Source organism: Clostridium sp. AM34-11AC (assembly GCF_003435375.1).
GTDB lineage: Bacteria > Bacillota > Clostridia > Lachnospirales > Lachnospiraceae > Pilosibacter > Pilosibacter fragilis.
This window is the reverse complement of sequence record NZ_QWGL01000007.1, coordinates 1-15,144: the sequence shown is the minus strand read 5'-3', so window position 1 is coordinate 15,144 and position 15,144 is coordinate 1. Positions and strand designations below refer to the sequence as shown.

Below are 15,144 nucleotides of genomic sequence, written 5' to 3'. Positions count from 1 at the left end.
GCGGGAATCAATGAAACATGATTTAAAACTGCGGGATCTGAGGAGTTTGCAAGAGCTCCTGGACGATCTGGAGTGGGAGACAGAACTGATCGGAGAGGAAACAGACTATCCATCTCTGGCAGCGGTCCTTCCTGTGGAGGAAGACTGCGACGAGAGAGCGGTGTTTACATATATCGATCTCCCGGATGAGGATTCCGAATTTACAAAGTATCTTCAGATCTATCTTCAGATCCCATTAAAAATAGACAGGATCCCGGCGGGTGAGCTGATCGTTTTTGTGAATCAACTGAATATGCTGACACTGATAGGCAGCTTTTCCTATGTGCCGGGGGCAGGTGGGCATGAGGCAAGAGTTGATTACCGCTATGTGATGGCGATGGAAAAGGAAGCTCTCCCTGATGAAGGCGTCGTGGGTGAGATCCTGTTAAATCTCGTCAAATATGCGCAGATGGCAGAGGGACTTCTGGCAAGCCGGATCGAGGGAACGCCGACCGAGGTCATCATGGCGGCCGTCGGACATGAACTGGAAGCCGGGTGGAGGTAAGAAATGGGATTTTGTGTACTTGGAGGTGCTATGTGTACCTGCTCATTTGGAATGGCACCGTCCACTCTTATGGTGACGCCGGAAAAAAAGACGGTATCGTCCATGCCGGTGGCGACGATCATGGATCACGTGCCGATGAAAAATGTGATGCCCTTCGGAATGTGTCAGTCCATGGCGAATCCGGCTGTGGCAGCGGCGACGGCTGCGGCATTCGGAGTCTTAACTCCGATGCCATGCATTCCGGTGATCCCGGCGCCGTGGTCACCGGGGTCACCGACAGTTCTCGTCGGAAATACGCCGGCGTTGAACCAGAGTTCGAAGGCCATCTGCGCTTATGGCGGCGTGATTCAGATCACGAACCCGGGAACGACAAACATACAGATACCTTAAAACTTAGGAAGTGAGCAGATTATGAAAAAACGGATCTTTGGCCTTCGGGCAAAATTTGCAGTGTTGTTTCTGCTTTTTGCCGTGATCATCATGTTTTCGGTGGGCGCAGTGACATACCGTACATACCGCAGCTCCATGATGAAACGGTACGCCAGTGAAGCAGTGACGATCGCAAAGCTTGCGGCATCTTATCTGGACGGAGACGAGCTGGTTCGATACAGCATTACACGGGAAAGAGATGAAGAATATGACCGGCTGGAAGCAATTCTGGACAATATCAAGGAACAGTCCGGAGTGCTGTATCTCTATGTAGTGAAGCCGGTGTCCGAGGATTCAACGGTTTATCTGTTTGATGCGGCGGCGGCAAACGAGACAAATTATCTGGCAAAGCTTGGAGACCGGGGTGACTGGAATGAGAACTTTAAGCTGGCAAAGGAAGCGATGGCCACCGGAGAGCCAAACAGCGATCTGGAGCCGACCATGACTCAGTTAGGATATCTGGCATCGGCATATGTGCCGGTAAAAGATCATACGGGAACACCGGTAGCTGTCGTTGGCGTGGACTTTACGATGGATGAGATCCAGACCTTCTTAAAGTACAGCCTCAAGAATCTGCTGGTTATGATGGCACTGCTGATAACGGGATGTTTTCTGGTACTCCTCGTACTCGTGAACAGCAGTATTATCTCACCGGTGCGTATCCTGAAAAACGGTGTAGAAAAGATGGCAGACGGGGAACTCGGTGTACAGGTACCAATTAAGAGCCGGGATGAGATTGGGGAGATATCGGAAGTATTCAACAGAATGTCCTTTAACATCGGATCCCATATTCAGGAGATCATGGATCTGAATGATGGTTATTATAAGTTTGTTCCGTCAGCAATCTTTGAGATTTTGGGGAAAAAGAGCATTAAAGAGATCAATCTTGGGGATAACCGCACGGTTCCCCTTGAGGTTCTGCGGATGCAGATCAACAATTTTGAAGAAAAAACGAGACAGATGGACGCCGGGAAACTGTTTGGTTTTTTGAACCGTGTGTATCAGCTCAGTGTGCCGGTTATTATGGAAAAGGACGGCGTAGTAGATTCCTACTTTAACGGAGGACTCAGCGCAATCTATACAAAAGTCGGCAAGAATGCCCTGGACAGTGCCATCAGTATCTGCCAGAAACTAAATGAAGAAAAAAAGGCAGGACGCATGCCTGAATTTTCGGACATAGAGCTGGCGTTTGCCATCTCCATTGGGAGCCAGATGGTAGGAATCGTCGGACATGACCGGAGACTTTCAGAGGTTACGTTGTCGGAACAGATCTCCATGGTCGATTATCTGAGAAAGGTTGCCGGAAAATATAAGGCAAGAATTCTTGTGACAGGAACGGCAGTCGGCTGGATCCCGAATTTTGACAGCCGATATCACGCGAGGATCCTCGGAATGATCCATGTCAGCGCAACGGATTCCCTGGAGAAGATCTATGATGTTTATGATGGGGACGATGAGGCTTTGCGGGAGATCAAGGAATATACAAAACAGAGCTTCGAGGACGGTGTGAAGCATTTTATGGCAAAACGCTTTTATGAGGCGAGAAGATGTTTTGTTGAGGTATTAAAGGTTTCCCAGGGTGATTACGCGGCGAGGGAATACCTGTATCTTTGCAACAAGTATTATATGAAGGAGGATACATCGGAGATCAACGTGTATATCGAGGATTTCTGATGGAAGAAAGAGAATGTCGGGATATTGTGTGTTTACAAATTCCGTAAAAAAAGAATATGAAAAACGGGCCAGAAGAATGGGCGGGATTTTTCCGTCCACGATATCCGTGGAAAGTATTCTGGCGTGGCAGGATGTCTGTGCAGCGGAATACCGAATCGAAGAGGATTATCTCTGTATCAGAATCTATGACCGGATAGAGAAGAAATCCTATCTCTATATGCCTCTGGGAATGTATAGTGGAGAATCGTTTCAGAGACTGATAGACAAGCTGTATGGGGAGAACCGGAAAAACGGAGAGGAACTCCTGTTTCGGGATGTCAGGGAGGAAGAGATATTCTGGTATCGCGGACTTTCCGGATACCGGGTCAGGATTTCATCGAATGAAGCCTACAGCGATTATATCTATCGGCGGGAGGAACTGGAACAGGCCTTTGAAAAGCCGGGAGAGCGCTACAATAAACGATATTTTATCAGAAATTATCAGCCATCTGTCCGGCATACAGAGATCCTGGATGTTTCGTCCTGCAGGGATATCGTGAACCGGGCATTCTGCCGTTATCATCAGTGTCCATCCTGTACAAATGGATGCCTGAAAGATACGATAGCAAATTTTCTGGAGGCATCAGATCCGAAAGGTACGCATGGGATCATTGTGAGCTCGAACGGAGAGGACATCGGTTACGCGGCGGGGATCATACAGGGGGATACCTTTGTATTCCTGTTTAAAAAGAACTGCCGGGGTTACCGGGGGTTAGATGAGTACCTGCAGACAGAATTGCTGAAAGAGCTTCCGGAACATGTGAGGTATATCAATTATACTGAGGATATGGGAGTGGAAGGACTCAGAAACTACAAGAGGAGACTGGCACCATATTATCTGAAAACGAGATATCAGGTGTCGGTGGAAAGGATGGGATGAATATGAAAAAAAGATGGAAAGCCGGAATCCTTCTCCTGCTGGTTCTGATGACTGTAGTGTGGTGGAATCGGAAACTGCTGGAGATCAATCCGTTTCACCCAGTGATGGCGGATACTGTATACCGTGTGATCGCTTGTGAAGATCAATCCCTTTTGGTGGCGGACAAGTCAGGAAACAGGATCTACCGGATCAATCAGGACCGGCAGATCGAGTTTGTTTTAAATGGAACGAGAAGCCAGAATGGATTTTATGATGCGAAGCAGATGTATTCTGGAGAGGATGGCAGCATCTATCTTCTGGATGTCCGGCGTACCGGAAGCCGGAAGATGGAGCAGGAACGGATCTTAAAGTACGACAGAAACGGGAAGATGGTTCAGGTCGTGTCTGATATCCGGTACGACGAAAACGAGCGCGTCTACAAGAATATGATCAACAGGATCGATGGACTGGATGGAAAAATCGTCTGGTTCCAGTTTACCGGAGATGGATTTTCCATTATGAGTCAGGACGGTGAGCTGCGCCATTTTCCATATGAAGAGGCAGAACAGTATCTTGTGGACTTTGCCATCAACCCGGCAACCGGTTTTTGTGCGTATCTGACAAAATCAGGAGAAATCTATGAGGAACAGGAGAACGGCTCATTCCGGAAAGTTTATTCAGCGGACGATAGTAATCTCCAGATTCCATGGTATATAGATTACTCCCTGGATGGAAAATTATATTTCGCGGACATCGGTACCAGAGGAATTTACCGGGTGGAGAATGAGACGGATGCGGTTCTTGTCATGAATACAACAGGAAGTGCAGCTCCACAGGAACTGAGTGAGGATGAACTAAGAGAAAGTCCGATCTATTATAATTTTGATATGGGAGATCGTCTGGCAACCACGGATACGTACGGTGTGATTGTCGGAGATCTGGGAGCAGAAGCAGAATATCTGACGGAGTTCCCACTGACAGGAGCTTTAAAGATGCAGGTCTGCGCTGTATGGGCTGGCGCTGCGATCTGCGTTCTGGGCTGTGCGGTCCTGTTCATCTATGGCATTTACCGTGTATTCAGGAGTAAAGACCAGTTTATACATATTGTGGCGGGAATGCTGGCGGGAACAGCAATCCTCACAGCACTCTTTACCATGATCGTTCTGAAAGACTGGACGGCCCGTATGACGGAGGAAATTACAGGAAGAACGACCAGTGTTTCCGGTCTTGCTGCCCAGCTGATCCCGGGAGATAAACTTGAAAGGATCCATTCGATTCAGGATTATGAGGGCGAGGACTATCAGACGATCCGTTCCATCGCACGGTCGATCTTTGCCTCCGGGAACATGCAGATCAATGATCTCTACTGCGTGATCTACCGGATCCAGGATGGAATGATCACATCCACATACTCCATTGAGGATTACGTCGGAGCAATTTACCCGTATGACTGGCCGTTTGAGGGATCGGACGAGCAGCATATTCTTGAGACGAACGAACAGATGACATATATGGGACTTTCCAGCAGCGAAGGAAGTTTCATATTTACAAATTCCCCGATCCTGAACTCTAACGGTGAGGCTGTGGGAATCATGGAAGTCGGAACAGATCTGTATAACTTCCAGCAGGACAACTGGAAAATGGTCCGGGAGGTCATGACGAGTGCGGCGGTTCTGGCGGTTACCATGATCCTCATTGTGTCGGAACTTCTGATCTTTGGACAGGGGCAGGAAAAGAGGAGAGCGGCTCTGGCGGCAGGCGGCGATAAGACCTGTATTCCAGCCTCCATGCTGCGGATTCAGGTATTTCTGATCTTTTTCGTCACCAATATTCCGAAGGCATTCCTGCCGATCTATATTATGAAACAGGCGGAGACGGAGTCTGTATTCGGATTGTCGCCGGCGTTTCTTGTCTCGATCGCATTGTCGGCTGAGGTATTGTTTGGTGCATTGACATCCTTCGGAGGTTCCGCGGTCCTTCGCAGCATCGGAAGAAGAAAAACGGCTCTGTTTGGAAGTATTCTATTTGTTGCCGGACTCTGCATGCGTGCGGTGGTTCCGACGATCACCTCATTTATTATCGGAAATGGTGTGATGGGAGCAGGATGGGGATTCCTTCTTCTGATCATTCAGGTCATGATCGCGGAGAAAGATCCGGAGGAAAAGAGCGAGGGATTTACCGGATATACGGCGGCATCCTTGAGTGGAGTGAACTGCGGCGTTGTATTCGGCGCGTTTCTGATCAACTGGATGAATTACCGGTCTGCTCTCATGATCGTTGGAATCATGAGCATTCTGTCCCTTTTATTCAGTGCGCTGTATATTTTTGATGGCAGCGGGGAGAAGAAAATCTCCGGTATTCTGGAGACGGAAACGGCAGCATCAGCGGAAAACCTTCAGGGAAGTATGTCCACAGCTAAGTTCCTTTTGTCACCTCATGTACTTCTCTACTTTATCGGAATCGTGATCCCGGTCGTTGCGGGTGGATATTTCCTAGCGTATCTCTATCCGCTCCTTGGAGAGGAACTTGGCATGTCAGAGACGAATATCGGATACTCTTACCTGATCAATGGAATCTGTATTATCTGCCTCGGCAATTTCCTGACGAAGCAGTTGACACACAGAATCGGTCAGAAAGGATCTCTGGCCCTTGCGGCAGTCTTATATGCCGGTGCCTTCCTGCTCTATGCGGTATGGCCGGGAATTCCGACATTGATCGTTCTGCTGATCCTTCTGGGAGTTTCGGACAGCTATGGACTTCCGGCGCAGTCCACTTACTATACGGATATGAAGGAAGTACAGCGTTATGGATATGATAAGGCAATGGGTGTCTACAGCCTGTTCGAGAATATGTCTCAGGTATTCGGATCGTTCATCTTTGGTATTATTTATGTAAATGGAGTCACATGGGGACTTACGATCGCCGGAGCCGTGATCCTTGCGGCGGCAGTGATCTTCGTTATCTTTGGTGAAAAGGTTGGCTCTGGGGAGGTTTCCGGATCATGATAAAATTTGAAACACTTACAGGGGAGAGGCTGATCGAATTAAAATCATACTTTTCCCTGAGACCTACCGGCTGTGCAGAGTCACATCTGGCATATCATCTGCTGTGGCGTCCATATTATGAGACAAAATATTTTGCGGATGAGCGGGGTATCCTCTGGCTTCAGAAGATCGACTATGATGATCAGGCGACGATGCTTCCAGTCTGTAAAATCGAGTATATGCGGGAGAATTTTCGCCGGCTTCAGGATCATTTTACAGAAATCGGCGTTAAGATGCATATGTATCTGGTGGATGAGGAAGCACTTGCGGCAATCGATCCCGATCCATCCCGCTATGAGGTCGTGGAGGACAGGGACAGTTTTGACTATATTTATTCCGGGGATGAGATGCGTCTGCTTCCCGGGCGGAAATATTCGAAAATGAAAAACAGGATCTCAAGATTTCTGCGGGATTACGGGGAGAAGACGGAGTTTGTTCTTCTGGGCCCGGAAGACGAACCCGAGATTCTGGAGTTCCTCGACCGCTGGTCATCGAAAAAGGAGAGTGATGATGCGTTAAATCGTCTGGAGAGTGAGGAGACCGGAATCCGGGAAGCGATCCGGCTCTGCAGGGAGGCAGATATCACGATCGCAGGTGTCCGGGTAGGCGGGATTCTGGAAGCCTTTTCTATGGGAACGGAATGCCGGAAGATGGACATGACGGTGACCCATGTGGAAAAAGCAAACACGGAGCTCCGCGGATTATATAACTATCTGGAGAAAGAGTTTCTGCTTCATTCCTATCCGAAGACCGGCTTTGTGAACCGGGAAGACGATATGGGACTAGAGAATCTGAGACGGACCAAGGAGAGTATGCACCCGGTCCGGATGGAGCGGAAATATACGATCCTGGAGAAAGAATAAACGTTACTGTTCACGCTTTGCGCAAACAGTAACTGATTTTGCCGATGCTTCGCATTCCGAATCGGCAAAATCCACTACCACCACTGTATTGTACGGAACTTTCAGTTCAGAAAATTCCTACCCGTGTACAGTAACAAATAAACTCTGGATATGTATTCAGCAAAAAAGTATTGAATTAACGGTTAAAATATAGTAAGGTATTGGTAGATGCATTCCATGACGCGGAATACATAAGGAAGGAGCGCAAAAGCGCAAATTCCGCACGTTTCGGACGGTACATCAGGGGGTATCTGCCGGAGTATGAAAAACGAGTATAGGATATAAAAGAATCTGCCGCTAACGGCTGTGATCATGGACTGAATGGGTGTCATGACGGAGCTGCTGGCGGCAGATTCTTGTCATAACTGCCCCTTGCATCGGACGTTCAAAACTGATAAAATGTAGAAATCAGGGGACTTTGGAAAAAGGCCCCTTAAATGCGTTGCGGTTTAAAAAATCAGATTCCGCATTGACCGCGGAAAGGAATACATGGCGGCCAGCGGAAATTCGAAAGGGAGATAAAAATGTTAATAATTGCAGGTCTCGGAAACCCGGGAAAGGAATATGAAAATACAAGACATAATGCGGGCTTTATGGTGATGGACGCTCTGGCGGAGAAGATCGGGGCGGATATCTCAGAGAAGAAGCACAAGGCGCTCTGTGGGAAAGGCGTTATCGGCGGGGAGAAGGTCATTCTCATGAAGCCGCAGACATATATGAATTCCAGCGGGGAGAGCATCCGCGCAGCGGCAGATTATTATAAGGTAGATCCGGAGGATATCCTGATCGTGTACGACGATATCAGCCTTGCACCGGGACAGTTAAGAATCCGCGCCAAGGGAAGCGCGGGCGGACATAACGGAATCAAGAGTATTATTGCGCATCTTGGAACACAGGAATTTCCGCGGGTGAAGGTCGGAGTCGGCGAGAAGCCGTCCCGGATGGATCTTGCTGATTATGTGCTGGGGCATTTCTCAAAGGAAGAACAGGCGACGATGGATGACGCGGTGAAGGAAGCGGCGGACGCGGTGTGCGAGATCGTGAACGTGGGGATCGCGCAGGCGATGAATGACCATAACCGCAAAAAGGAAGAGAAATAGTATTCTACAGGTAAAATCCTGCATGGATCATTGTTGAGTATGACACTGCAAGATATTTACTTGATAATTAAAATTATTTCAAAAAAATCTGCAATTCGAAATATTCAGAGCTAACAAAAAACAGGAGGAACCATGGCTGAAGTTTTTGCAAATCCGCTCGTAGATCTGGCGGAGTATACTGATATGAAGCAGGATCTGGACCAGGGGAAAGGCCCAGTCCAGATCAGCGGCGTGACGGATTCCCAGAAAGTCCATGTGATGCATGAACTCTCAAAGGACAATCCGTGGCGGCTCGTTGTGACCTATGACGATACCCGCGCGAAGGAGATCTTCGATGATTTCAGCTATTTTGAGCCGAATACCTGGCTGTATCCGGCAAGGGATCTTCTGTTTTACAGCTCGGATATCCACGGAAATCTTCTGACAAGACAGAGAATGCAGGTTTTTAAGCATTTGTTGGAAGATGAAGGCGGAGTTGTTGTGACAACGGTGGATGGTCTGATGGACCATCTTCTGCCGCTTTCCATGATCAAAGAAAGCTGCCTGAATATCATGGTGGGGCAGACGCTTGATATGGAGGAGATCAAGCATCTTCTCACCGGCATGGGCTATGAGCGCATGGGACAGGTGGATGGCATGGGACAGTTTTCTGTCCGTGGAGGAATTTTAGATGTGTTCCCACTGACGGAGGAGGTTCCGGTCCGGATCGAGCTCTGGGGCGACGAGGTGGATTCCATCCGTTCCTTTGATGCCGAGAGCCAGCGGTCGATCCAGCAGATGGACGAAGTTACGATCTATCCGGCGGCGGAGCTGATCCTCACGAAGGAACATATCGAAGAGGGAATTTTGCGTCTGGAAGCCGACGAGAAAAAGCAGGAAAAAGCGTTCCGGGACCAGAAAAAGCCGGAGGAGGCCCAGCGGATCCGGCGGGCTGTCGGGGAGCTTGTGGAATCCTTAAAGGAGGGCTTTGATGTCCAGACGCTGGACGCGTATATTCGGTATTTCTGTCAGGATACGGTTTCATTTCTTGACTATATGAAAGAAGTGGGCGCTAAGGTCACTTTGGTGTCTTCTGGGGCAGCCGGAAAAACAGCCGAAAAGAAACCGGCATCTGGTCTCGCGTTGATTTTAGACGAGCCCCAGCGCATGAAGGAAAAAGCCGAGACCGTTGAGACGGAGTTCCGCGAGAGCATGTCCCACCGTCTGGAGCAGGGCTATATTCTGCCGGGGCAGGCGGACCTCTTATTCGCTTCAAAGACAGTGCTGGCGGAGTGCCATACGCCTCACTCGATCTTCATGACAGGTCTCGACCAGCGTCTTCCGGGAATGACTGTAAAGGCGAAATACAGCCTGACCGGAAAGAACTTAAACTCCTATCAGAACAGCTTCGAGATCCTGATCAAGGATCTCACAAAATGGAAAAAGGACGGTTACCGCGTTGTTCTCCTTTCCGCGTCAAGAACCAGGGCGAGTCGCCTTGCGGGGGATTTAAGAGAGTATGATCTCCGTGCCTTCTGCCCGGAGGATGCGGGGCGCCCGGTGGCTCCGGGGGAGATCCTGGTCACTTACGGAAAGCTCCATAAGGGCTTTGAATACCCGCTGATCAAATTTGTCGTCATCACCGAGGGCGATATGTTTGGCGTGGAAAAACGGAAGAAGAAGCGGAAAAAGTACAATTACGAGGGAAAGAAGATCAGCAGCTTCTCCGAACTTTCTGTCGGCGACTACGTGGTGCATGAGAGCCATGGTCTCGGCATCTACAAGGGAATCGAGAAGATCGAGCAGGATCATGTCATCAAGGACTATATCAAGGTCGAGTACGGTGACGGCGGAAACCTCTATCTTCCGGCGACCCGTCTGGAGGGAATCCAGAAGTATGCCGGGGCTGACGCAAAGGTCCCGAAGTTAAATAAGCTTGGCGGGACTGAGTGGACGAAGACGAAGACAAAGGTCCGCACGGCAGTCCGGGAGATCGCAAAGGAGCTTGTGGAGCTCTATGCGGCGCGTCAGGACGCGGAGGGATTTCAGTACGGACCGGATACGGTGTGGCAGAAGGAATTCGAGGAGATGTTCCCCTATGATGAGACGGACGACCAGCTTACCGCCATCGATGATACGAAGCGGGACATGGAGAGCAAGAAGATCATGGACCGCCTGATCTGTGGAGATGTGGGCTACGGAAAGACGGAGATCGCGCTCCGGGCAGCCTTTAAAGCCGTACAGGAAGAAAAGCAGGTGGTCTATCTGGTTCCGACAACGATCCTCGCGCAGCAGATCTACAATACCTTTGTCCAGAGAATGAAGGATTTTCCGGTGCGGGTGGACATGATGTCGCGCTTCCGGACACCGGGAGAGATGAAGAAGACAGTAGAAGGACTGAAAAAGGGGTATGTGGATATTATTGTCGGCACACACAGAGTCCTGTCAAAGGATGTACAGTTTAAGAACCTTGGACTTCTGATCGTCGATGAGGAGCAGCGGTTCGGTGTGACCCACAAAGAGAAGATCAAGCAGATGAAGCAGAACGTGGACGTTCTGACCCTGACAGCGACGCCGATCCCGCGGACTCTGCATATGAGCCTTATCGGGATCCGTGACATGAGTGTTCTAGAGGAACCGCCGGTGGACCGTGTTCCGATCCAGACCTATGTCATGGAGTACAACGACGAGATGATCCGTGAGGCGATCCACAGAGAATTAGGGCGCGGCGGGCAGGTGTACTATGTATACAACCGTGTCAACAACATCGACGAGGTGGCAAACCATGTGGCGTCTCTCGTGCCCGACGCAAATGTGGCCTTTGCCCATGGTCAGATGAATGAGCATCAGCTGGAGAAGATCATGCTGGATTTCATCAACGGAGATATTGATGTGCTCGTGTCTACAACGATCATCGAGACGGGGCTGGATATCCCGAATGCCAACACGATGATCATTCAGGACGCGGATCGTCTGGGGCTTTCCCAGCTCTACCAGATCCGGGGGCGGATCGGACGGTCCAACCGGACCTCCTATGCGTTCCTGATGTATAAACGGGATAAGATGTTAAAGGAGGACGCGGAAAAACGTCTTCAGGCGATCCGGGAATTCACAGAGCTGGGTTCCGGGATCAAGATCGCGATGCGTGACCTTGAGATTCGCGGCGCGGGAAATATCCTCGGAGCGGAACAGCATGGACACATGGAGGCAGTCGGATATGACCTTTACTGCAAGATGCTCAACGAGGCTGTTATTGCCTTAAAGGGCGGACAGGAAGAGGAAGAGACCTTTGAGACCGTGGTGGATTGCGATATCGACGCATTTATTCCGGACGGATATATCAAGAATGAGTATCTGAAACTTGATGTATACAAGAGAATTTCCGCCATCGAGACGGACGACGAGTATATGGATATGCAGGATGAGCTGATCGACCGCTTCGGCGATATTCCGAAATCTGTGGACAATCTGCTCCGGGTTGCGGAGTTAAAGGCGATGGCGCACCGGGCGTATGTGACCGAGGTGGACATCAACACCCAGGAGATCCGCATCGAACTCTACCCAAAGGCAAAGCTCGATGTCACCGGGATCCCGGCGCTTATTGCCGAGTATAAGACTGCGTTACGCTTTGCCCAGGGAGAGAAGCCGGTGCTGTTCTATCAGGATAAAGGAAAGAAGCATAAGGATTGCGAGCCGATGATGGAGAAGGCGAAGGAATTGCTGGGGAAGCTTGGGGAACTGGCTGAGAGCAAGAAATGAGCATATGAAAAATGGGGGATGAAGACTAAAGAATGACGATAAAGAAACCTAAGTTATCTTTGGATGAGCAAATTGAACACTTGAAGGATAAAGGTATTCTGTTTAACATTATGGATGAGAGTGATGCTAAGAAATATTTAGAACAAAATAATAATTATTTTAAGCTCACAGCGTACAGAAAAAACTATAACAAACATCCAGATGGGAAGAATAAAGGAAAATATATAAATCTTGAATTTGCGTATCTGGTAGATATGGCAATTATAGACATGAGGCTTCGATATCAAATCGTTCATAGGGCACTTGATATCGAGCATCATGCAAAACTCCAGCTTTTGAGAAAACTGGATGAGTATGATGAGGATGGCTATCAAATCGTACAGGAGTATATTAATTCTTTGACGGAAAGACAGAAAAAGATATATGACGGTGAAATCGAGAGATGCAGAAGGAGCATTTATTGTAGTGGTATTATTGAAAAGTATGATGATGCTTATCCTGTATGGGCGTTTGTAGAAATCATAACGTTGGGAAGATTTGTTGATTTCTATGGGTTTTGTGCAAAAAGATTTGCGGATAGGGACATGATGGATAATTACTATAATTTGTTAACATGTAAAAAGATTAGAAATGCATCTGCACACAATAACTGTATTCTTAATGATTTAAAAGCTAGAACTTCGACGAATGTAACCAATGCATCGATTACCGCCAAACTTATGACCATTCAAGGCATGAATATGAATTTTCGTAAAAATCGCATGAGTAATGCAAGGATTCAGCAAATAGTAATATTGTTCTATCGTAACTGTTCAATAGGTCTGCGCACTTGCTGCGCTGACCGTAAGAAAACATAGGCTGGAAGGCAAAAATCCCATCAGCGAAGCTGATCTGGAATGGATTTTTGCACGTAACTATGAAGGTACTGAATAGTTACGTTCTATCTACATAAAACAATGGTTGAGAGTGATGGAATACGGAAAGTAGCAGAGGACGAGCTTCAGAAATTAATGGGACGAGTTAATAAACATCAGGAGTATTATCTATCAAATTCAATGATTAGTAGTACATTTAATTTTCTCAAATTAGTGGTTGACAATTGGTTCAAGACAGCATAAAATATAGATACATGGAAAAAGTTTAACTTTTGCGGAGCGGCATTGTGGATACGATGTTTGCTCCGCTTTTCTTTTTAGAAAATGTGTTTTGCGGTAAAAAGAGGTACAAATTTGGATGAAATAGCGTTAAAATTATGTGATATACAGGGGAGATTATTTGAGCTATCAGCGAATCAGAAGTATGATAGTATAAAATTCATTCGTGTGTTTATGAATTCAGATGTGTCAAGAGCGCTTGACTCAAAATATAATCGTATGCAATGGGCAGGGGAAGAATATCTCTTGGAGGAAGTTGTGGATAATGCTGGCAATAAAGTGTCGGTTGGCGGAGAAGTATTTTCAAAAGATGTCCTGTATTGGATTGGCTACATTTATCGTTATTGGCATTACTACAGCGGTGAGGATAGCAAAAAGATATACAAACAAGCACCGGTCGAAGTTATGAAACGAAATTATATGATGTTTCATACGATGGATCCGGTTCTCGCGATTGAGGATTTGAAGAAAATTTATAATCAGAAAAAATAAGAGAAACACGTACTGACTGGAGTTGGATAGAGCTCAATTTTAGACAGTACGTGTTTTACTTATATGAACAGCGAGAAAAAGGAATATGAAAATCACAGTGATTTGAGAAACAAATTGTGATTTCTGAAGTTTTAGAGAAAAGTGCAGGTATAGATCAGAGAGTCTGTATGCAGAAAACTTATTTCGAACACCCCAGAATTTCTTCTGCCCGCTTCACCGTGTCTGCAGTCGGCGGATCCACATCTTTTAAGGTGTAGGGGATTCCAAGGGACTCCCATTTGTAGATGCCGAGTGTATGGTACGGAAGAACTTCCACTTTTTTTACATTGGACAGCGTATCTAAAAACGCACGGATTCCGTGAAGATTCTCATTGTCATCGGTCACGCCTGGAACGAGGACATGGCGGATCCACATGGGTTTGCCGATCTCATTCAGGTATCTGGCGAAGGCCAGAATATTTTCGTTGGTATGGCCGGTGAGAGCGCGGTGCTTTTCCGGATCGATGTGTTTTAAGTCCAGCATGACAAGATCGGTATTTTCCATGAGATCGGTGAGCTTTGAGAAAAATGGATCTTCTCTTGTAAACGGCTGTCCTGCGGTGTCAAGCACTGTGCCGACGCCGTTTTCTTTTGCAAGGCGGAAAAGCTCATTCATGAAATCGATCTGTAAGAGCGGTTCGCCTCCACTGACCGTGATGCCGCCCTCTTTGCCCCAGTAGCGCTTGTAGCGGAGCGACTGTCTGATCAGGGCAGAGGGGGTCATTTCTTTATAATTACAGACGGAAGAAGGCGCTGCGCTGTCAGAAGCTGTATTTTGGACAGTATTCGCATGAGCTGCGTTTTCGGAGATCTGTTGCTCAGAAACGGCAGCAGCGTTCGCTAATTTCCATGTATCCGGATTATGACAATACCGGCACCGCATATGGCAGCCCTGAAGAAAAGTCACAAAGCGGACTCCGGGTCCGTCTACGGAACCAAAACTGTCGATGGAGTGAATGTAGCCTGTTGTTTCCATATAAAAGTTTCCCTTCTCCCGGAATCTGCCGGGGATAAAAATAAAGGTAAAATGAGTAGTGGGTGCAAAAGCGCAAACACTAAAATCTCAATGCCAAGCCAGAAAAAAACTTCATAATTTAACCTATTGTGCTATTTCAAATAAAACGTTTAAA

General features: G+C 47.8%; 11 protein-coding genes. 10 read left to right on the top strand and 1 reads right to left on the bottom strand.

Annotated features, from left to right (window positions below):
• Positions 1-10 precede the first annotated feature (10 nt).
• The 10 genes from DW826_RS06395 to DW826_RS06350 all read left to right on the top strand — a co-directional run bounded on the left by DW826_RS06395 (position 11) and on the right by DW826_RS06350 (position 13,975).
• Positions 11-544, top strand: coding sequence for a hypothetical protein (locus tag DW826_RS06395; protein WP_117552331.1), 534 nt, complete (start codon positions 11-13; stop codon positions 542-544).
• A gap of 3 nt (positions 545-547) precedes the next feature.
• Positions 548-934 (top strand): DUF4280 domain-containing protein, encoded by a 387-nt coding sequence (locus DW826_RS06390; protein WP_015552464.1) that lies wholly within the window; start codon positions 548-550, stop codon positions 932-934.
• 21 nt (positions 935-955) lie between these two features.
• Positions 956-2,647, top strand: a complete 1,692-nt coding sequence (locus tag DW826_RS06385) for a HAMP domain-containing protein (RefSeq protein WP_117552330.1) — start codon at positions 956-958, stop codon at positions 2,645-2,647.
• 13 nt (positions 2,648-2,660) lie between these two features.
• On the top strand, positions 2,661-3,566 hold the full coding sequence (locus DW826_RS06380) for a phosphatidylglycerol lysyltransferase domain-containing protein (RefSeq protein ID WP_117552329.1): 906 nt from the start codon (positions 2,661-2,663) through the stop codon (positions 3,564-3,566).
• A gap of 2 nt (positions 3,567-3,568) precedes the next feature.
• A complete protein-coding gene (locus DW826_RS06375; RefSeq protein ID WP_181968005.1) occupies positions 3,569-6,550 on the top strand; it encodes an MFS transporter in 2,982 nt (993 codons plus the stop codon).
• The gene (locus tag DW826_RS06370; RefSeq protein WP_117552327.1) at positions 6,547-7,452 is read left to right on the top strand and encodes a phosphatidylglycerol lysyltransferase domain-containing protein; all 906 of its coding nucleotides are present in this window, start codon (positions 6,547-6,549) and stop codon (positions 7,450-7,452) included. Before DW826_RS06375 ends, DW826_RS06370 begins: the two co-directional genes overlap by 4 nt.
• A 563-nt stretch (positions 7,453-8,015) precedes the next feature.
• Entirely contained in the window at positions 8,016-8,591 is a 576-nt protein-coding gene (gene pth, locus DW826_RS06365) for an aminoacyl-tRNA hydrolase (RefSeq protein ID WP_117515102.1), read from the top strand.
• Positions 8,592-8,723: 132 nt separating this feature from the next.
• A complete protein-coding gene (mfd, locus tag DW826_RS06360; protein ID WP_117552326.1) occupies positions 8,724-12,329 on the top strand; it encodes a transcription-repair coupling factor in 3,606 nt (1,201 codons plus the stop codon).
• A gap of 32 nt (positions 12,330-12,361) precedes the next feature.
• Positions 12,362-13,186 carry an Abi family protein gene (locus tag DW826_RS06355; RefSeq protein ID WP_117552325.1) on the top strand — a complete coding sequence of 275 codons (825 nt, stop codon included), beginning with the start codon at positions 12,362-12,364 and terminating at the stop codon, positions 13,184-13,186.
• A 372-nt stretch (positions 13,187-13,558) separates the two neighbouring features.
• Positions 13,559-13,975 (top strand): hypothetical protein, encoded by a 417-nt coding sequence (locus DW826_RS06350; RefSeq protein WP_242992148.1) that lies wholly within the window; start codon positions 13,559-13,561, stop codon positions 13,973-13,975.
• Positions 13,976-14,153: 178 nt separating this feature from the next.
• Here the strand turns inward: DW826_RS06350 and DW826_RS06345 are convergent, their stop codons facing one another.
• Positions 14,154-14,990, bottom strand: coding sequence for a radical SAM protein (locus DW826_RS06345; protein ID WP_117552323.1), 837 nt, complete (start codon positions 14,988-14,990; stop codon positions 14,154-14,156).
• Positions 14,991-15,144 lie beyond the last annotated feature (154 nt).